Origin of the sequence: Streptomyces sp. NPDC048644, assembly GCF_043199105.1 — a bacterium.
In the GTDB taxonomy this organism is placed as follows: Bacteria; Actinomycetota; Actinomycetes; order Streptomycetales; family Streptomycetaceae; genus Streptomyces.
The window spans coordinates 105419-125320 of record NZ_JBICVO010000008.1 but is presented as its reverse complement, the minus strand read 5'-3'; the positions used below and the strand labels follow the sequence as shown (position 1 = coordinate 125320).

Below are 19902 nucleotides of genomic sequence, written 5' to 3'. Positions count from 1 at the left end.
GGCGGCACGGCGCACCGGGGTCCGCTCCCGTCACGTGCCGGGACGGCTCAGGTGTCCGCCGCGCCCCGGATGTCCGCGAGGGCGACCGGCTCGCCCGTCCTGCGTGACCGTTCGCACGCCTCCGCCACGTAGAGCGCCTCCAGGGCCTCGGCGGGTGAGCAGGGGCTCGGTGTCCGGCCCGCCGCGACGTCGGCGAATACCCCCAGCTCGGTCACGTACGCGGCGCGGAAACGCTCCATGAAGGTGGCGTAGGGGATGTCGGCCTGCTGCCAGGAGAGTTGGGGTTCGGCCGACGGTAGCGGTGCCCGGTCGTCGAGGCCCACGAACCGTGCCCCTTCGGAGCCGCAGACCTCCAGCCTGACGTCGTGCCCGGCGCCGTTGTAGCGGGTCGCGGTGACGGTGGCCAGGGTGTCGTCGTCGAAGCGCAGCAGTGCCGCGCAGGTGTCGACGTCGCCGCCGGCGGCGAAGAAGTCCGCGCCGCGGTTGGCCCCTTGGGCGTAGACGGAGACCACCTCGCGGCCGGTGAGCCAGCGCAGGATGTCGAAGTCGTGGATGCTGCAGTCGCGGAACAGGCCGCCCGATGTGGGGATGTAGCCGGCCGGCGGCGGTGTCCGGTCGCTGGTGCAGGCGCGCAGGGTGTGCAGCCAGCCCAGTTCGCCGGAGCGCAGCGCCTCGCGGGCGGCACGGTATCCGGCGTCGAAGCGGCGCTGGAAGCCGATCTGGACGGGCGCGTCGCCGTCCTGTGCGCGTGCGACCACGCCGCGGGTGCCGGTGACGTCCAGGGCCACCGGCTTCTCGCAGAAGACCGGTACCCCGGCGTCCAGCGCCTGGTGGATCAGCGGGGCGTGGGCGCTGGTGGCCGCGGTGATCACCACGCCGTCGAGCCCGTCGGCGTAGAGGTCGTCGATGCTGCCGGCCGCCCGGATGCCGAGAGTGGCGGCGAGTGACGTGGCGCGGGCGGTGTCCGCGTCGGCGACGACGAGATCGGTGACGCCGGGGACGCCGCGGAGCGTCTCGGCGTGGAACGCGCCGATGCGCCCGGTGCCGATGAGTCCGATCTTCATGCCTCGGTCCTTTCCAGGGCGGGAGGAGGGTTGGAACGGTCCAATGCTTGCTCGTCCGCACCCTGCATGTCTGGATCTCCGCATGTCAACCCTTGCGTGTCAGGTGCGTTGACGCCGTTCGGGGCGGATGACAGGATTTCGTGCATGGAACGGTCCAAGGAGGGGTCGGGCGGGGAGCGGCCCCCGACGATCCGTGGTGTCGCCGAGCGCGCGGGTGTCTCGAAGTCGCTGGTCTCGCTGGTGCTCCAGGGGTCGCCCCGGGTCAGCGACGCCAAACGGCAGGCCGTCCTGGCGGCCATCGACGAGCTGGGCTACCGCCCGAACGCCGCCGCCCGCAGCCTGGTCGCCCGCCGCACGCACACCGTCGGCGTGCTCATCAACGACCTGCGCAACCCGTGGTTCGCCGAGGTCCTGGACGGCCTCAACTCCGTGCTGCACGCGCACGGCCTGCGGATGCTGATGGCCGACGCGCGGCTCGGCCAGCGCACCGGCGAGGACCTCACCCGCGCCTTCCTTGAGCTGCGGGTCGACGGCCTGGTCGCGGTCGGCACGCTGCCGGACCCCGACGCGCTCGCCGCCGCCGCGGCCCGTCTGCCGGTCGTCGTCGCCGGCACCCACGAGCCGCGGCTGCCACGGGTGGACACCATCGCGAACGACGACGAGCGGGGCGCCCGCCTCGCCACCGCCCACCTCATCGGCATCGGCCACCGCCGCATCGCCCACATCGCGGGCCGTGGCAGCGTCGGCGCGCTGCGGCGGCGCGGCTTCGAGGCGGCGATGGCCGATGCGGGTCTCGCGGACGGCGCGGTGGTCGAACCGGGCGAGCCCACCGAGGAGGGCGGCTACCGTGCCGCCGTGCGGCTGCTCGGCGGGCCGGCCGAAGGGCCGCGCCCCACCGCCGTCTTCGCGTTCAACGACATCTGCGCGGTGGGCGCCCTGTCGGCGGCGCAGGAGCTGGGCCTCGACGTCCCCGGCGACCTCTCCCTCATCGGCTGCGACAACACCTACCTGTCCCGCATCCGGCACCTGTGGCTGAGCACCGTCAACAACACCAGCGGCGACATGGGGCGCCGCGCCGGGCGCTGCCTGCTGGACCGGATGGAGCACCCCGAGCGGGCCGCCGAGCGCCAACTCGTCGCGCCGTCCCTGGAGATCCGCGGCACCACCGCACCGCCGCACTGAGCGCCGGGGGAGCGCACCGGCCCCTTCGATGCCGTCGCCCGCGCCCGCCGTGGCCGGTCGGGAAGGGTCAGTCGTCGGCCGGTTGGGCCCGAAGCTCCCGGTCGACGGCGCGGAGCAGGGTCAGCAGCATCCGGTTCAACGGCGTGGCGATGCCGTGCCGTTCGCCGCCCGCGACCACCGCGCCCGTCAGGTACTCGTGCTCCAACGGGCGCCCCGCCAGCCGGTCGTAGAGCATCGACGAGCCACCGTCAGGCGGCACCATCCCGTAGATCTCCAGCGTCCCTTCCACATCCGAATCGCCGAGCAGGGCGCCCTCGGCGCGGGCCACTGCCGCCGCCTCGGTCAGCAGGTCGCGGGTGAGCGCCGCCATGTCGGGGTCGCGGAAGACACCCATCCGCTGCTGGAGCAGCGCCGTGATCGGGTTGGCCGCCAGGTTGGTGAGCATCTTCCGCCAGGCGGCCGTGGTGAAGTCGGCGACCGGTGTGACATTGAGGTCGCTGTCCGTCAGCAGGTCCCCGAAGCGCTGCGCCAACGGGCCTTCGGGGACGTGCAGTTCGCTGGCGATGTGGTGGGTGATCCGCCCCGGAGCGGTCCGTTCCGCCGAGATGTAGCAGATCGCGGGCAGTACGCCGGTGCCTTCGGGGACGTACGGGGCGACCCGCTCACGGTGGCCGATGCCGTTCTGCAGGACGACGACGGTGGTGCCGGGTCCGCACAGCCGCCGCAGCCAGGGCTCGGCGCCCGCCGTGTCCTGCGCCTTGGTGGTCAGCAGCACCCAGTCGACGGGTGTCGCCAGGTCGGGGTCGGTGAGGGCGGGGACCGCGGCGTGCCAGGTGCCGCCGTCGCCGGTGACGCTGATGCCGTCGACCGGTGTCCGCACGCACAGCGTGACGTCGAGCCCGGCGCGGTGTGCGAGTGCGGCGACGTAGCCGCCGATCCCGCCCGCGCCGATGACCGCGCTCCGGCCGGAGGGGTGAGGTGTCTTCGCCATGCGGAGAGCGTAGGCGGCCGGTCCGCGCACGGCGGCCGTACCCTGCCAACCCCCGCCGCCCGCAGGCATGGTGGAGGCCCCGCGCCGGTGGGACGCGGGGCCGCAGGACGGTCGTGGCTAACGCCCTCCGCGATGTCCTGGCCTGCGGGCCGCCCAGGCTCTGACCGTGTCGGCGAGCCAGTAGGGTCTGCCGCCCTCCACCAGGTCCGGATCGGGCAGCAGGCCGTTCTTGCGGTACGAGCGCACGGTGTCGGGCTGCACCCGGATGTGTGCGGCGATCTCCTTGTACGACCAGAGCCTCGGGTCGGTCATCTCTGCGGCACCTCCCTGGGAACGTACGCGGGGCCGGCCCGGTGCGAGCCGACGGACTGCCGCATACGACGTGGGTGATCACTCACCCTGTCCCCGGACAACGACACCGAGTGACCGGCGGGCCGCGGCTGTTGAGCGCCTGTGACGCAAACCCCGTGTAATCGTGACAGTTGTGACATGGGCGGTACGGCGGTGACGAAGATGTGACACAACGCGAGGGGGCGTCGGCGGGCCCGCGGTGCCCGGACGTGCGGGGGCGGGCCGCCCCGGGAGGGACGACCCGCCGCCGTCGCGAGCGCGGCGCCCGGGGATCAGGAGGAGAGCGCCTTCCAGGTCTTCTTGCCGACCCTCCCGTCGGCGGTCAGGTGCTTCGCCTTCTGGAACTTCTTGACGGCCGCCAGCGTCTTGTCGCCGAAGTAGCCGGTCAGGCTGCTCCAGGGCAGGTACTTGCGGTTGGCCAGCAGGCACTGGACCTGCCTGACCCGGTCGTTGAGCTGGCCGTGCACGGTCAGCGCGCTCCCGCTGTAGTAGGCGCAGGCCGCCATCGGCCCGGCCGGACCCTCCGCGGGCCCGGCCGCGGACGCCGGTACGGCCAGCAGCCCGGCCGTCATCAGGCCCGCGGACACGGCCAGGACGGCCGAGCGGCGGGCGGTATGACGCAGTGTGGTGGCCTTCACGGTCATGGCATTCACGATGTCCACCGTTTCCCCCGTTGGATGTGATTCCACCCGTATCCACGCACGCCGGACTGCCGCGGTTCCGCCCGCCGCACCCACCCGGCCGCCATTTCCGGTACGCCAGGTGACGTACGCCAACTTCCGTACGGGCCATGGCGCGTCAGGGCGTCGTGGCCGCCGCTCTGCGCAGCTCCTGTTCCAGGTCCTCCAGGGCCAGCCCCTTGGTCTCCGGCGCGTACCGCTTGCAGAACAGCAGCGACAGCACGCACATCACGCCGAAGAACCAGAAGGTGGCACTGGCGCCGACCGCGTCGAGCAGCACCGGAAAGACCAGCGCCACCGCGAAGTTGACCAGCCACATCACGAAAACCGCCGCGCCCATGGCCAGCCCACGGACCTTGAGCGGGAACATCTCGGCGAGCAGCAGCCACACCCCGGTGTTCAGCGTCCCCTGCATGAAGCCCATGTAGAGCACCATCAGGGCGAGCACCAGCACACTGACCGCGACGCCGTGCGGCAGCCGGAAGGACGCGCCCAGCAGGGCCAGCGACACCGTCATCCCGGCCAGCCCGGTGAGCAGCAGCGGGCGGCGGCCCACCCGGTCGATGAGCGACATCCCGATCGCCGTGGCGACCACGGAGACCGCGCCGACGGCGATGGTGGCGGTGATCGCGGCGTTTGTACCGAGCCCCGTCGACGCGAGGATCTTGGGCGCGAAGTAGATGACGGCATTGACGCCGGTGATCTGCTGGACGACCGCGAGACCGATACCGACCAGCAGCAGCCGCCGCACCCACGGCGTACGCAGCTCCTGCCAGGCGCTTCGCCGGGCGTCCGCCTCCAGGTCGCGCGCCCGGTCGATGCGCGCCAGCTCGGCGGCGACCTCTCCGGCGGGCAGCGTGCGGCGCAGCACCCGCGCCGCGTCGTCAGGCCGGCCCCTGCTGATGTACCAGCGGGGGGTGTCGGGCAGGAAGAACAGCCCGGCGAACAGCGCCACGGCGGGCAGCGCGGCCATGCCGAGCATCCAGCGCCACGCCTCCCACTGCGCCAGTACGGCGTTGATCAGGTAGGCGAGCAGCTGACCGCTCACGATCATCAGCGAGTTGAAGGACACCAGCCGCCCGCGGATGTGCGGCGGCGCGATCTCGGAGAGGTACAGCGGGGTGATGACCGACGCGCTGCCGACGGCGAGGCCCAGCACGAAACGCGCCACCGCCATGAACGGGACCGTCGGCGCGAGCGCGACGGCCAGCGCCCCGCCGATGAACACCGCGCCCGCCCACAACAGGGAGGTGCGGCGGCCCAGCGAGTCGGCCATCCGCCCGCCGGCCAGCGAGCCGAACGCCGCACCGATCAACAGGGCGCTGGTGATGACCCCCTCGCCCAGGGAGGACAGGCCGAAATGGCCCTCCATGAAGGGCAGCGCGCCGGACACCACCCCGGTGTCGTAGCCGAACAGGGCGCCGCCGAGCGCGGCGATGGCGGCGATGCCGACGATGAAGCGTGTGGCGGCGCGGGCGGTGGCGCTCTCCCGCGGCCCGGGGGGGTGCCGTCCGGCACGTCGGAGCGTCCACGTCAGCTCCGGTTCGCCGTGACGTAGCGGTCGACGGCGGCGCGTATCAGGCGCGGCGACTTCTCGGTCCGGTCGAGGGCAAGGTGCATGACGGGGGAGCCTTTCGGGTGGGGCGCCGGGTGCCTCGGCGGTGCGGAACCCGGGGGCGGGGGCGGGGTCAGCTGTAGAGCGCGGGCCGCTCGGCCAGTTCGACGGCGACGCGGTCCCCGGACTGCTGCGCCAGGACGCCGGCTTCGCACACCGCGGCAGCCGCGTACCCGTCCCAGCAGCTGGGGCCCTCGACCTCGCCGCGCCGGGTGGCGTCCACCCAGCGCTGCACCTGCCGGTCGTACGCCTCCTCGAAGCGCTCGACGAAGCCGGGGGTGATGGCGCCGCCCCAGTGGCCGGCGGCGTTGACGAACACGCCGCGGTCGTCGCCGATCCTGGCGGTGCCCGTTTCGCAGACCGCCTCGCAGGAAACCTGGTAGCCGAAGCCGCAGTTGACGAAGAGTTCGGTGTCCACGACCTGGCCCGCCGCCGTCTCGAAGAGGATCAGCTGGGGGTCGCTGAGTCCTTCGGGTGCGTTCCTGGTGGGCGTGGGGCGCAGTACCCGGACGGCGGTGATCTCCTCGTCCAGCAGCCAGCGGGTCACGTCGATCTCGTGCACCACCGAGTCGTGGATCGTCATGGCGCCGGTGAAGCCGGGTGGTGTGTCCATGTTGCGGTGCTTGTTGTGGAGCATCAGCGGGCGTCCGTGCACCCCTTGCTGCACAAGGGACTTGAGGGCGAGGTAGTCGGCGTCGTAGCGGCGCATGAAGCCGACCTGGACGCGGCGGTGGCCCAGCTCCTGCTCGGCGGCCACGACGCGCAGCGCGGACGCCGGGTCGGGGGTGAGCGGCTTCTCACACAGCACCGGCAGGTCGCGGGCGAACGCGGCGAGCAGTGTCGCCTCGTGCGCGGGCCCCGGTGAGGCGATGAGGACGGCGTCCACCGCGGGGTCGTCCATGGCCGCGGCCGGGTCGGTGTACGGGGTGCACCCGGCGATGCCGCCGGCCAGCCGCTCGGCCCTGGCGGCGTCGATGTCGGCCACCGCGGCCACCCGCGCGCCGCGGGTCACGTCGTTGATCCGGCGTACGTGGTCGGAGCCCATCCGGCCGGTGCCGATGACGGCCACGCCCAGCGTTCCGTGTGAAGTCATGTCGTCCTCAAGTCCTTGCCTGCTACGGGGTGTGAGGTGCTGCTGGGGCCTGACCCGATCGGCAGACCCCAGGCGCGTTGTGGCCGTCTCCGGCTCAGGCGCCGCAGGAGCGCAGGAAGCGGCGGGTGCGCCGGGCGATCGGGAGCGGCCGGTCGGGCGGGCAGGGGTACATGTCCTGCTCGACGATGGCGAAGAGGTCGACGCCCAGCTCCTGCGCCGCCTCCAGGACGGGCGGCAGCGCGGGCACGCCCAGTGGCGGCTCGCACATCACGCCCTGCTGGACGGCGGGGCCGAAGGGGGTGCCCTTGGCGGTGACGTCGGCGAGGATCTCGGGGTCGACCTGCTTGAGGTGGAGGTAGCCGATCCGCTCGCCGTAGGTGCGGATCAGCTTGACGTTGTCGCCGCCGCAGTAGGAGTAGTGGCCGGTGTCCAGACAGAGGCTGACCAGGCCGGAGTCGGTGCCGTCGAGGAAGCGCGTGACGTGTTCCTCGGTGTCGATGTGGGTGTCGGCGTGCGGGTGGACGACGATGTCGAGCCCGAACTCGTCGCGGACGCGCCTGCCCAGGCGTTCCATGCCGGTGGTGAGGTTCTTCCACTGCTCGACGGTCAGTTCGCGCGGCTCCAGTTCCTCGGCGGTCTTGTCGTCCCGCCAGAAGGACGGGATGACGACGAGGTGCCCCGCGCCCATCGCCCGGGTGAGCGTGGCGACTTCGGACACGTGCGCCCAGGTCTTGTCCCAGACGCCGGGGCCGTGGTGCAGCGAGGTGAAGACCGTGCCGGCCGAGACCTTCAGGTCGCGGCGGGCGACCTCCTGGTGGAGCACGGCGGGGTCGGTGGGGAGGTAGCCGTACGGGCCGAGTTCGATCCATTCGTAGCCCGCTTCGGAGACCTCGTCGAGGAAGCGTTCCCAGGGGACCTGCTGTGTGTCGTCGGGGAACCAGACGCCCCAGGAGTCGGGCGCGGAACCCACCCGGATGCGGTCCAGAACGGGCGAGGCGGCACGGGGTGCGGACATGCGGCGGCTCTCCTCTCGCCGGTCGGCGGTGACCGGGAGGCGCTGGGGTGGCGGTTGTGGGGCACAGCCTTCATGGCGCCCCCGGGAGTGTCAAGACTTCGTCCTGACATAAGGACTTAAGGACTTTCCCGTTCCGAGGATGTGCGGAATGGGGTGCACCTTCGTCCATTCTGGACGTCCGAATGTAAGGACAAACTATTGACAGCGTCTGAACTGCCCCGTTAGACCTGTGCTCAGAGGACCTGTGCTCAGAACCGAACCCGCCGAACCGCCACGCCGGCCGACCGAAGGGGCCCGTATGACCGAGCCGTACGACCTGATCACGATGGGCCGCATCGGGGTGGACATCTATCCGCTGCAGACCGGCGTGCCGCTCGCGCAGGTGGAGACCTTCGGGAAGTTCCTCGGCGGCTCGGCCACCAACGTCGCGGTCGCCGCCGCCCGGCTCGGCCGCCGCTGCGCCGTCATCAGCCGCACCGGGCGCGACCCGTTCGGCGACTACATCCACCAGGCGCTCGGGGAGTTCGGCGTGGACGACCGGTGGGTCACCCCGGTGGACGGCCTGCCGACGCCGGTGACGTTCTGCGAGATCTTCCCCCCGGACGACTTCCCGCTCTACTTCTACCGCCGCCCCAAGGCCCCCGACCTGGTCATCCACCCCGAAGAGCTGGACCACGGCGCGCTGCGCACCGCCCGGATCTTCTGGATCACCGGCACCGGCCTGTGCGAAGAACCCAGCCGCAGCGCCACCCTCGCCGCCCTGGAGGTCCGCGCCAAGGCAGGACCCACCGTCTTCGACCTCGACTGGCGGCCGATGTTCTGGGGCGGCGAGGGCGGCGCGTCCGGTGACGGCGGCGCGAGCGGCGCCGCGGCCATGGCGGCGGCCCGCCCGTACTACGAGGCGGCGCTCGCGCACGCCACCGTCGCCGTCGGCAACCTCGACGAGGCCGAGGTCGCCACCGGGCTGCGCGAACCCCGGTCCTGCGCGCGGGCGTTGCTCGACATGGGCGTCGAACTGGCCGTCATCAAGCAGGGGCCCAAGGGTGTAATCGCCGTGCACCGCGACGGCCGCAGCGTCGAGGTGCCGCCCACCCCCGTGCAGGTCGTCAACGGCCTCGGTGCGGGCGACGCCTTCGGCGGCTCGCTCTGCCACGGCCTGCTCGGCGGCCTGGACCTGGAGCCGATGATGCGCCACGCCAACGCGGCAGGCGCGCTCGTCGCCTCCCGGCTCGCCTGCTCCTCCGCCATGCCCACCGCCGGCGAGGTCGACGCCTTCCTCGCCGGCCGGTGACACCCGCCCGCCCGGTGGAGACCCCGTACCGCCCCTCGCACCTGTGCACGACAAGAAGGTGAGTCGACCGTGACCCCTCGGATCAGTGACCTCCCGGCACTCCGGGCCCGGCATCCCGGAGCCGTCGCGGATGCCGCGGCCCGGCGCGCCCGCCGCCCGCTCATCGGCGACAGCGGGCGGCTGATGATCGTCGCGGCTGACCACCCGGCCCGCGGCGCGCTCGCCGTCGGCGACCGGAAGCTCGCCATGGCCAACCGCATCGACCTGCTCGAACGCCTCGTCCTCGCGCTGTCGCGGCCCGGCGTGGACGGCGTGCTCGCCACCGCCGACATCCTGGAGGACCTGCTCCTCGTCGGCGCTCTGGAAGGCAAGGTCGTCATGGGCTCCATGAACCGCGGCGGCATCGCGGGCGCCTCCTTCGAGATGGACGACCGGTTCACCGGGTACCGGCCCGACGACATCGCCCGGCTCCGCTTCGACGCGGGCAAGCTCCTGCTCCGCGTCGACTACGACGACCCCGGTTCGCTCACCACGCTGGAGTCCACCGCCCGCGCCATCGACGCGATGGCCGCCCGGCAACTGCCGGTCTTCGTCGAGCCGTTCCTCTCCCGCAGGATCGACGGCGCGGTCCGCAACGACCTCGGCCCCGAAGCCGTCACCCGCTCCGTCGCCATCGCCTCCGGACTCGGCGGCACCTCCGCCTACACCTGGCTCAAGCTGCCGGTCACCGACGACCCGGAGGCGATGGCCCGGGTCTGCGAGGCCACCACCCTGCCGACCGTGCTGCTCGGCGGCGACATCGGCAGGACCGTCGCCGACCAGGAGGCGGCGTACGAGAAGTGGCGCAAGGCGCTGCGGCTGCCGACCGTGCAGGGGCTTGTCGTCGGCCGGTCGCTGCTCTACCCGGCGGACGGTGACGTCGCGGCGGCCGTCGACACCGCCGTCGGACTCCTGTAACTGTCAGTGGTGAGTAGGAGACTTGTTGTCATGAGTGCTGAGTTCGCAGAAACCGGGGAACAGGCGGCGTACGCCGACGCCATGGACTTCCACGTCAGGGCAGGTCAGGGGGGTGCGGGCGGGTACGCGCTGGACATCACGCCGGAGAAGGCCGGCTGGGGATACTCCTCGCTGCGCATCCTCGATCTGCCGCCCGGCGGCCGGCACGCCTTCGCCACCGGCGGCAGCGAATGGATCGTGCTGCCGCTCTCCGGCGGCTGCACGGTCGCCACCGACGGCGGCGAGAGTTTCGAACTGGCCGGGCGGGCGAGCGTGTTCAGCGGCGTCACGGACTTCGCGTACGTCCCGCGCGATGCCGAGGTGCGGATCGCGAGCGCCGCCGGCGGCCGGTTCGCGCTCACCGGTGCCCGCTGCGAGCGCCGCCTGACGTCCCGTTACGGCGCCGCGTCCGACGTCCCCGTGGAGCTGCGCGGCACCGGCAACTGCTCCCGCCAGGTCAACAACTTCGGCGCCGCGGGCACCTTCGACTGCGACAAGCTCATCGCGGTCGAGGTCCTCACCCCGGGCGGCAACTGGTCGTCCTACCCGCCGCACAAGCACGATGCGTGCCGCCCCGGTGAGGAGTCCGAACTGGAGGAGATCTACTACTTCGAGATCGAGCCGGCGCACGGCACGGAAGGCGTCGGCTACCAACGCGTCACCCCCTCCGGGCAGGGCCGCGGCACCGACGTACTCGCCGAGGTCCGCAGCGGCGACGCCGTCCTCATCCCCGACGGCTGGCACGGCCCGTCCATCGCCGCCCCCGGCCACACCATGTACTACCTCAACGTCATGGCGGGCCCGGGTGAGACCCGTGAGTGGCTGATCTGCGACCACCCCGACCACGGCTGGATCCGCGCCACCTGGCCGGGACAGCCCGTCGACACCCGCCTCCCCCTCTACACCGCGCCCGCAGGAGAAGCCCGATGACCACCCGACGCCTCACCGTCGCACAGGCCCTGGTGCAATTCCTCGCCCACCAGTACACCGAGCGGGACGGCCGCCGGCAGCGACTGATCAACGCCTGCTGGGGCATCTTCGGCCACGGCAACGTCGCCGGTATCGGCCAGGCGCTCCTGGAGTCACGCGAGGACCTGCCCTACCTCCAGGGCCGCAACGAACAGGCCATGGTGCACGCCGCCGTCGGCTACGCCCGCCAGTCCGACCGGCTCCGCGCCCAGGCCGTCACCACCTCCATCGGCCCCGGCGCCACCAACCTCGTCACCGGCGCCGCGCTCGCCACCGTCAACCGCATCCCCGTGCTGCTGCTGCCCGGCGACACCTTCGCCACCCGGCCCGCCGAACCGGTGCTCCAGCAGCTCGAAGTCCCGTACGCGGGCGACCTGTCGGTCAACGACGCGCTGCGCCCGGTCTCCCGCTACTTCGACCGCGTCACCCGCCCCGAAGCGCTGATCCCGGCCGCCCTCCAGGCCATGCGGGTGCTCGCCGACCCGGTGGAGACCGGCGCGGTCACCCTCGCCCTGCCCCAGGACGTGCAGACCGAGGCGTACGACTGGCCCGATGAGTTCTTCGCCGACCGGGTCTGGCGGGTCGCCAGGCCCGCCCCCGACGCCGACGCCCTGGCCGCGGCGGCGGACGCGATCCGCGCCGCCCGCAGACCGCTGCTGATCGCCGGCGGCGGCGTCCACCACAGCGAGGCCGAGGACGCCCTGCGGGCCTTCGCCGACACCACCGGCATCCCCGTCGCCGCCACCCAGGCGGGCAAGGGATCGCTGCGCCACGACCACCCGGCGGACGTCGGCGGCATCGGCCACACCGGCACCGCCACCGCCGACGGGCTCGCCCGCGAGGCCGACCTCGTCATCGGCGTCGGCACCCGCTACACCGACTTCACCACCGCGTCCACGACCCTCTTCGCCGCCCCCGGCGTGCGCTTCGTCAACCTCAACATCGCCTCCTTCGACGCACACAAGCTCGGCGCCGCCTCCCTCGTCGCCGACGCCCGCGCCGGCCTGGAAGCGCTCACCCGCGAGCTGAAGGACCACCGCGTCGACCCGGCGTACGAGGCCGCCTACGGCGCCGCGAAGGCCGACTGGGAACGCCGGGTCGACGCGGCCTACGCCGCCGGGGACGAGTCGGCCCGCCCCTCGCAGACCCAGGTGCTCGGCGCCATCGACGCCGTCGTCGACGACACCGACGTGCTCATCAACGCCGCCGGTTCGCTCCCCGGTGACCTGCACAAACTCTGGCGCGCCCGGTCCCGCAGGCAGTACCACGTCGAATACGGCTACTCCTGCATGGGCTACGAGATCCCGGCCGCCATCGGCGTCGGCATCGCCGCCCCGGGGCGCCCCGTATGGGCCCTGGTCGGCGACGGCACGTACCTGATGAACCCCACCGAAATCGTCACCGCGGTCCAGGAGGGCATCCCCTTCACGCTCGTCCTCGTCCAGAACCACGGCTACGCCTCCATCGGCGGGCTCTCCCAGGAGACCGGCGGCGAACGGTTCGGCACGGACTACCGCTTCCGCGCCGGGGACGGCACCTACACCGGCGCCCCGCTGCCCGTGGACCTCGCCGCCAACGCCGCGTCCCTGGGACTGCACGTCATCCGCGCGGGCACCGTCGGGGAACTGCGCGCCGCGCTCGCCGAGGCACGTGGCGCGAACCATCCCACATGTGTCTATGTCGAGACCGAAACGGCCGACACAGTGCCGGGCGCGCCGGAGGCGCAAGCCTGGTGGGATGTTCCTGTTGCCGCGACCGCGACGCGTCCGGCGGCGGTCGCGGCCCGCGCGGCGTACGAACGGCACGCCGCGGACCGCCGCCGTCACCTGTGATCTCAGCTCGATGTCGTCACCACCCAGAAAGGCCCCCCGCATGAAGACCCTCAGCCACTGGATCGGCGGCAAGCCCGTCGAGGGCGTTTCCGGCAACTTCGGCCCGGTCTACAACCCGGCCACCGGTGCGCAGGAGAAGCAGGTCCCCTTCGCGTCCGTCGACGAGGTGGACGCCGCCGTCGCCGCCGCCGAGGAAGCGTTCCGCACCTGGGGCACCAGCTCGCTCGCCCAGCGCACCTCGGTGCTGTTCCGCTACCGCGAGCTGGTCGACGCGCACCGCGACGAGATCGCCGAACTGATCACCGCCGAGCACGGCAAGGTGCACTCCGACGCGCTCGGCGAGGTCGCCCGCGGCCTGGAGATCATCGAGCTGGCCTGCGGCATCTCGGAGAAGCTCAAGGGCGAGCTGTCCACCCAGGTGTCCACCCGCGTGGACGTCTCCTCGATCCGCCAGTCCCTCGGCGTGGTCGCCGGCATCACGCCGTTCAACTTCCCCGCCATGGTGCCGATGTGGATGTTCCCCCTCGCCATCGCCTGCGGTAACACCTTCGTCCTCAAGCCCAGCGAGAAGGTGCCGAGCGCGGCGCTCAAGCTCGCCGAGCTGGCGGCCGACGCGGGCCTGCCCGACGGCGTGCTGAACGTCGTCAACGGCGACAAGGTCGCGGTGGACCGCATCCTGGAGCACCCGGACATCGCCGCCGTCTCCTTCGTCGGCTCCACCCCCATCGCCCGCTACATCCACACCACGGGCACCGCCAACGGCAAGCGGGTGCAGGCGCTGGGCGGCGCCAAGAACCACATGCTGGTGCTGCCGGACGCCGACCTCGAACTCGCCGCGGACGCCGCCATCAACGCCGCGTACGGCTCGGCGGGCGAGCGCTGCATGGCGATCTCCGTCGTCGTCGCCGTCGGCGACACCGCCGACCCGCTGATCGGCAAGATCAAGGAGCGGGCCGGCAAGCTGCGCATCGGCCCCGGCAACGACCCGGCGTCCGAGATGGGCCCGCTGATCACCAAGGTGCACCGCGACAAGGTCGCCTCGTACGTGGCGGGCGCCGCCGCCCAGGGCGCCGACGTCGTCATCGACGGCACGGGCTTCACCGTCGAGGGCTTCGAGGACGGCCACTGGATCGGCGTCTCGCTGCTCGACCACGTCACCCCGGAGATGGACGCCTACCGCGACGAGATCTTCGGCCCGGTGCTTTCGGTCGTGCGGGTGGCGACCTACGACGAGGCCATCGCGCTGATGAACTCCTCGCCGTGGGGTAACGGCACCGCCATCTTCACCCGGGACGGCGGCGCGGCCCGCCGCTTCCAGCTGGAGGTCCAGGCCGGCATGGTCGGCGTGAACGTCCCGATCCCGGTGCCGGTCGGCTACCACTCCTTCGGCGGCTGGAAGGACTCCCTCTTCGGCGACCACCACATCTACGGCAACGACGGCGTGCACTTCTACACCCGCGGCAAGGTCGTCACCACCCGCTGGCCCGACCCGTCCGACGGCGGCATCAACCTCGGCTTCCCCAGCAACCACTGACACCGGCACCGCACCCCGGGCAGGCGCCCCGCCGGCGCTTCCCGGGGGCCCGCCCCGCTCCCTGCCCCCTGCCGTTCCCCGTCGGCAGGGGGCGGGGCTCGTCCGGGGACGACGGCCGATGGCGCGATTGCTACGGTTACCCGCCGTGTACACATCACCACCATCGGGGGGCGCAATGCCACGAAGTACGGCGCTGGCCAAGGGCGCACGCATCACCGGCGGAGCGTTCTGCCTGATCTTCTTCCTCTACACCGCGTTCTGGCTGTGCCACGACATCGGCGAGTTCGGCGCCGTGGGGGTGTGGGACGCCTGGACCGGCCGGGGCGTCGCCGGGGTCAACATGGTCAGCAACTCCACGCAATGCGGGCTCGCCGTCGTGCAGTTGAGTGCGGCGGTCGCGGCCTTCGCCGGACGCCGGGCGGCGGGCGGTCTGCTGGCCGTCGCCACCACCTTCACCTTCGCCACCGCCGTGCAGACGATGATCAGCACCGGCAACCACACCAGCACCAACCGCTGGTTCCTGAAGGCCGACATGGCGGCCGACCCCTTCGAGGCGGTCTTCCTCGGCAGCCTGGCGCTGTTCCTGCTGGCCTTCGTCGCCGGCGTCGTGCTGCTCTGCGGGATGCGGTCCTGGCCGCGCCCCACCCCCAGCGCCCCGCCGCTGCGCCCCGCCAAGGCCGCGGGGGCGGTGTGCGGCCTGGTGCTCGGCGCCATGGCGCTCTGCTCGGTGATCTGGCAGATCACCATGCTGGTCGAGGGCGGCAACCCCGACGCGTTCGTCGTGCTCTACCTCGGCAAGGGCGTCCTCACTTCGCTGACCGCCCTGGCGCCCGGCTGGTACGCACTGGTCATCCTGGCGCTGACCGGCATCGGCGCCCTCACCAGCCTGCTGCGCGGCGGGGCGGCCCGCGGCCTGGCGATGGGGCTCGCCACCGTCCTGCTGCTGAACGCGGTCCTGACGGTCATCGCGCTGGCGGACAACGGCGCGCTCTTCCGCATCAGCGACACCGCGCCGGGTCTGAGCATCCTCAACACCGTGCAGTGGATGCTCGACCTGCTCGGTTCGCTCGCGCTGTTCGCGCTGATGGGCAAGGGCGAACCGGTCGCCCCCGGCTGGCAACCGCCCGCCCCCGCCCTCCAGTTCGCCGGCCCCGGCTTCGTCCCGCCCGGCGCCCAGGTCCCGCCGCAGGGCGGCTGGCAGCAGCCCTTCCCGCCGCAGCCAGGACCCGTACCGCCCGCCCCGCCGGCCGGCGTCCCGCCGATGCCGCCGGGCACTCCACCGGTGCCGCAGGGCAACCCGCCGATGCCGGGCGCCCCGCCGGCGCAGGGCGGCTTCGGCCCGCCGCAGTACTGAGCACGCCCCGCCGGTAACCCGGGGCACGGTGCGGCGTACTGCGGAAGGCCGGACTCCGGTACTGCGGCGACGGTGACGCAGGCACGGCCCGCTTCCTGATCACCACCGCGCCCGCGCCGCAGGACTGACCGGCGGGCGCACCGGGCACACCGCACAGGCCGCACGGCGCCCGCGGCAGCGGCCCTTACCACCGACGCGGTACGGGCCGCTGCGTCGCTACTGCCCCCGGAGGCCACGGGGTTCCGACCCCGGGGCGGTCCCGCTGTCAGTGGCCGTCCCTAGGATTCAGCCATGGATCTCCGACTGCGCGGACGGCGGCTGTACGCCGCGGCCGGCGCCCTGGCCCTGCTCGTCGGCGGCGGAACGTGGGCGGCCACCGCCTCGGACGCCGCACCCGCCGTCCACCGCGCGGACCGGGCGCTGACGATGCCCGAGACGCCGGGCAGCAAGAAAACGGTGCGGATAGACACCTCCTACTTCACCGCTCCCGGCGCCGCGGGCGAGCGCCGCCCCGCCGTCCTGCTCGGCCACGGATTCGGCGGCAGCAAGGACTCCGTCCGCCCGCAGGCCGAGCAACTGGCGCGGGACGGCTACGCGGTGCTCACGTGGTCGGCGCGCGGCTTCGGGAAGTCCACCGGCAAGATCGGCCTGAACGACCCGGACCGTGAGGTCGCCGACGTCAGCCGGATGATCGACTGGCTGGCGAAGCGTCCCGGCGTACTCCTCGACAAGGCGGGCGACCCCCGGGTGGGTGTGGCGGGCGGCTCGTACGGCGGCGCCATCGCGCTGCTCGCGGCCGGACACGACCCACGGGTGGACGCCATCGCCCCGCAGATCACCTACTGGAACCTCGCCGACGCGCTGTTCCCGAACGGCGTCTTCAAGAAGCTGTGGACCGGGATCTTCTTCACCACCGGATCCGCAGGCGCCCCCGGTGGCCCGCCGGGGCGCGGCCCCGCAGCGGCCGGCGGCTGCGGCAGGTTCGAGGCGGACCTGTGCGCGATGTACCAGCGGGTGGCCGTCTCCGGGAAGCCGGACGCCGCCGCCCGCAAGCTGCTGGAGGAGCGCAGCCCTTCGGCCGTCGGCGACCGCATCAAGGTGCCCACGCTGATCATGCAGGGCCAGACCGATTCGCTGTTCCCGCTGGACCAGGCCGACGCCATGGAGAAGACGATCCGCGGCAACGGCGCCCCGGTGGACGTCGACTGGATCGCGGGCGGCCACGACGGCGGTGACCGGGAGACCGGCCGCCTCGCCACCAGGACCCGGGCCTGGTTCGACCGGTACCTCAAGGGCGACAAGGGCGCGGACACCGGACCCGCCTTCCGGGTCAGCCGCAACGGCGGAGTGGACTCCACCAACGGCGCGCTGCGGCTCACCGGCGCGAGCGGGGACCGCTACGCCGGCCTGGAGAACGCCCCGCACCGGATCCGGCTCACCGGCCGCGAGCAGCGCTTCGGCAACCCGGCGGGCGCCGGCCCGCCCGCCATCTCCGCGGTGCCGGGCGTGGGCGCCCTGGGCAACCTCTCCTCCCTGGGCGCCGGCGGACTCTCGCTGGACTTCCCCGGCCAGTACGCCCGGTTCGACTCGGCGCCGCTGACCACGCCGGTGCACGTCACGGGCAGCCCGCAGACCACCGTCCGGATCCGGTCGAGCACCTCCGACGCGGTGTTCTTCGCCAAGGTCTACGACGTCGCGCCGGACGGCACCAAGCAGGTGCTGCCGTCCCAGCTCGTCACGCCGTACCGCATCGAAGGCGCCGGTGACGGCAAACGGGTCGAGGTCCGACTCCCCGCCGTCGACCACGAGTTCGCGGCCGGGCACCGGATGCGGCTGGTGCTCTCGGCGACCGACCTCGCGTACGCGTCGCCCGCCGCGCCCGCCACGTACACCGTCACGCCGGAGAACGGCGGCGTGCTGGAGGTGCCGACCGCGCCCGGTCTGCACAGCGCCGCGGCCCCGCTGCCGGCCTGGACCTGGGGCCTGCCCGCGGTGGCCGCGGTCGTCGCGGCGCTGCTGCTGCTCACCGCGCGGCGGCGGACCGCGGCACCGGCCCCCGACCCGGCGCTGGCCGCCGTCCCGCTGGAGATCGTCGGGCTGAGCAAGAAGTACGCCGGGTCGGCCGACCGGTACGCGGTGCGGGACCTCTCGTTCCGTGTCGAGCAGGGACAGGTGCTGGGGCTGCTCGGGCCCAACGGCGCGGGCAAGACCACCACGTTGCGCATGCTGATGGGCCTGATCCGGCCGGACGAGGGCGAGGTACGGGTCTTCGGGCACGCGATCAGGCCGGGCGCGCCGGTCCTCTCCCGGGTCGGCGCCTTCGTCGAGGGCGCCGGGTTCCTGCCGCACCTGTCGGGGCGCGCCAACCTCGACCTGTACTGGCAGGCGACCGGCCGTCCCGCGGCCGACGCGCACATCGAGGAGGCCCTGGAGATCGCGGGCCTCGGCGACGCGCTCCAACGGGCCGTCCGCACCTACTCGCAGGGCATGCGACAGCGCCTGGCCCTCGCCCAGGCCATGCTGGGCCTGCCCGATCTGCTCATCCTCGACGAGCCCACCAACGGGCTCGACCCGCCGCAGATCCGCGAGATGCGCGACGTGATGATCCGCTACGCAGCCGCCGGACGCACCGTCATCGTCTCCAGCCATCTCCTCTCCGAGGTCGAACAGAGCTGTACGCACCTGGTCGTCATGGACCGCGGGCGGCTCGTCCGGGCGGGCCGGGTCGCCGAGATCACCGGCTCGGGCGACACCCTGCTGGTCGGCGTCGCGGCGCCCGCCGCCCTGTCGGACGCGCTGGTCGAGAAGGTCGGCGCGCTGCCCGGGGTCGACAGCGCCGTCCGCGCCGACGAGGGCCTGCTGGTCCGGCTCGCCGACCCGGCCGGTACCCCCCAACTGCTCGCCGAACTCCTGCGGTTGGAGGTCCCCGTGCACCGCGTCGGGCCGCACCGCCGCCTGGAGGACGCCTTCCTCACCCTGATCGGAGGGGACCGATGACCGCACGCACGTCACCGGAGCCGGAGCGGGCGCCCGTAGCGGCGCCGCGGCACGCGGAAGCGGCGGCGCCCGCCGCGCCCGGCTACCGCGCCCGCCGCACCCTCCCGCTGCGCGTCGAGGCGCGGCGCCAGCTCAAACGGCGCCGCACGCTGGTGATCGCCGCGCTCCTCACCCTGCTGCCCTTCGTCCTGGTCGCCGCGTTCGCCATCGGCGGCGACCCGGCGAGCCGCGCGAACGGCCGGATCACCCTGATGGCCACCGCCACCGCGTCCGGCGCCAACTTCGCCGCCACGGTGCTGTTCGTGTCGGCCGGTTTCCTGCTCGTCGTCCCGGTGGCGCTGTTCTGCGGCGACACGGTGGCGTCGGAGGCGAGCTGGTCCTCGCTGCGCTACCTCCTGGCGGCGCCGGTGCCACGGGCCAGGCTGCTGCTGAGCAAGCTCACTGTGGGGCTGGTCTTCAGCGCCGCGGCGATGGTGCTGCTCCCGCTGGTCGCCCTCGGCGTGGGCACCGCCGCGTACGGCTGGGGGCCGCTCGAACTGCCCACCGGGGGCGCGCTGTCCGCGGGGACGGCGGTGCCGCGGCTGGCGATCGTGGTGGCGTACCTCTTCGTCAGCCAGCTGGTGACGGCGGCGCTGGCGTTCTGGCTGTCGACGGTGACCGACGCCCCGCTGGGCGCGGTCGGCGGCGCGGTCGGCCTGACGATCATCGGCAACGTCCTCGACCAGGTCACCGCGCTCGGCCACTGGCGCGACGTGCTGCCCGCGCACTGGCAGTTCGCCTGGGCCGACACCCTCCAGCCGCGGGTGGAGTGGGCGGGGATGATCCAGGGATCGTCGGTCTCGGTGGCGTATGCGCTGGTGCTGTGCGCGCTCGCGTTCCGCGGCTTCGCCCGCAAGGACGTGGTGTCGTAGCCCTGCCGTCGCACTCGGTCCCCCGGT

16 protein-coding genes are annotated in these 19902 nt (G+C 73.0%); 9 read left to right on the top strand and 7 right to left on the bottom strand.

All coding sequences use genetic code 11. The annotated features are described in order from the left end of the window. Positions 1-47: 47 nt before the first annotated feature. On the bottom strand, positions 48-1064 hold the full coding sequence (locus ACGFNI_RS19755) for a Gfo/Idh/MocA family oxidoreductase (protein ID WP_393685398.1): 1017 nt from the start codon (positions 1062-1064) through the stop codon (positions 48-50). Between the two features lie 144 nt (positions 1065-1208). Between ACGFNI_RS19755 and ACGFNI_RS19750 the strand changes: the two genes are divergently transcribed. Continuing rightward, on the top strand, positions 1209-2246 hold the full coding sequence (locus ACGFNI_RS19750; RefSeq protein WP_393685396.1) for a LacI family DNA-binding transcriptional regulator: 1038 nt from the start codon (positions 1209-1211) through the stop codon (positions 2244-2246). Between the two features lie 67 nt (positions 2247-2313). Here the strand turns inward: ACGFNI_RS19750 and ACGFNI_RS19745 are convergent, their stop codons facing one another. The 6 genes from ACGFNI_RS19745 to ACGFNI_RS19720 all read right to left on the bottom strand — a co-directional run bounded on the left by ACGFNI_RS19745 (position 2314) and on the right by ACGFNI_RS19720 (position 7991). Beyond that, entirely contained in the window at positions 2314-3237 is a 924-nt protein-coding gene (locus tag ACGFNI_RS19745) for a 2-dehydropantoate 2-reductase (RefSeq protein WP_393685394.1), read from the bottom strand. Between the two features lie 117 nt (positions 3238-3354). Continuing rightward, entirely contained in the window at positions 3355-3549 is a 195-nt protein-coding gene (locus ACGFNI_RS19740; RefSeq protein WP_393685392.1) for a helix-turn-helix transcriptional regulator, read from the bottom strand. A gap of 311 nt (positions 3550-3860) precedes the next feature. Next, positions 3861-4232 (bottom strand): peptidoglycan-binding protein, encoded by a 372-nt coding sequence (locus ACGFNI_RS19735; protein WP_393685390.1) that lies wholly within the window; start codon positions 4230-4232, stop codon positions 3861-3863. Positions 4233-4386: 154 nt separating this feature from the next. After that, positions 4387-5805 carry a sugar porter family MFS transporter gene (locus ACGFNI_RS19730; protein WP_393685895.1) on the bottom strand — a complete coding sequence of 473 codons (1419 nt, stop codon included), beginning with the start codon at positions 5803-5805 and terminating at the stop codon, positions 4387-4389. A 151-nt stretch (positions 5806-5956) separates the two neighbouring features. Continuing rightward, the gene (locus tag ACGFNI_RS19725) at positions 5957-6976 is read right to left on the bottom strand and encodes a Gfo/Idh/MocA family protein (protein WP_393685388.1); all 1020 of its coding nucleotides are present in this window, start codon (positions 6974-6976) and stop codon (positions 5957-5959) included. 94 nt (positions 6977-7070) lie between these two features. After that, positions 7071-7991: a sugar phosphate isomerase/epimerase family protein gene (locus tag ACGFNI_RS19720; protein WP_393685387.1), complete on the bottom strand. Its 921-nt coding sequence runs from the start codon at positions 7989-7991 to the stop codon at positions 7071-7073. Between the two features lie 298 nt (positions 7992-8289). On the opposite strand from ACGFNI_RS19720, the gene iolC reads away from it, so the two are divergent. The 8 genes from iolC to ACGFNI_RS19680 all read left to right on the top strand — a co-directional run bounded on the left by iolC (position 8290) and on the right by ACGFNI_RS19680 (position 19875). Further along, positions 8290-9282, top strand: a complete 993-nt coding sequence (gene iolC, locus ACGFNI_RS19715) for a 5-dehydro-2-deoxygluconokinase (RefSeq protein WP_393685386.1) — start codon at positions 8290-8292, stop codon at positions 9280-9282. A gap of 69 nt (positions 9283-9351) precedes the next feature. Beyond that, positions 9352-10239, top strand: coding sequence for a deoxyribose-phosphate aldolase (locus tag ACGFNI_RS19710; protein WP_393685384.1), 888 nt, complete (start codon positions 9352-9354; stop codon positions 10237-10239). A gap of 30 nt (positions 10240-10269) precedes the next feature. Then, positions 10270-11208 (top strand): 5-deoxy-glucuronate isomerase, encoded by a 939-nt coding sequence (gene iolB, locus ACGFNI_RS19705; RefSeq protein WP_393685383.1) that lies wholly within the window; start codon positions 10270-10272, stop codon positions 11206-11208. Beyond that, positions 11205-13079, top strand: coding sequence for a 3D-(3,5/4)-trihydroxycyclohexane-1,2-dione acylhydrolase (decyclizing) (gene iolD, locus ACGFNI_RS19700; protein ID WP_393685381.1), 1875 nt, complete (start codon positions 11205-11207; stop codon positions 13077-13079). Before iolB ends, iolD begins: the two co-directional genes overlap by 4 nt. A 40-nt stretch (positions 13080-13119) precedes the next feature. Continuing rightward, positions 13120-14613: a CoA-acylating methylmalonate-semialdehyde dehydrogenase gene (locus ACGFNI_RS19695; protein ID WP_393685379.1), complete on the top strand. Its 1494-nt coding sequence runs from the start codon at positions 13120-13122 to the stop codon at positions 14611-14613. A 175-nt stretch (positions 14614-14788) separates the two neighbouring features. Then, entirely contained in the window at positions 14789-15967 is a 1179-nt protein-coding gene (locus ACGFNI_RS19690) for a proline-rich domain-containing protein (RefSeq protein WP_393685378.1), read from the top strand. A gap of 291 nt (positions 15968-16258) precedes the next feature. Further along, positions 16259-18964 (top strand): alpha/beta fold hydrolase, encoded by a 2706-nt coding sequence (locus tag ACGFNI_RS19685; protein WP_393685376.1) that lies wholly within the window; start codon positions 16259-16261, stop codon positions 18962-18964. Beyond that, positions 18961-19875 carry an ABC transporter permease gene (locus tag ACGFNI_RS19680; RefSeq protein ID WP_393685374.1) on the top strand — a complete coding sequence of 305 codons (915 nt, stop codon included), beginning with the start codon at positions 18961-18963 and terminating at the stop codon, positions 19873-19875. Before ACGFNI_RS19685 ends, ACGFNI_RS19680 begins: the two co-directional genes overlap by 4 nt. Positions 19876-19902: the final 27 nt, after the last annotated feature.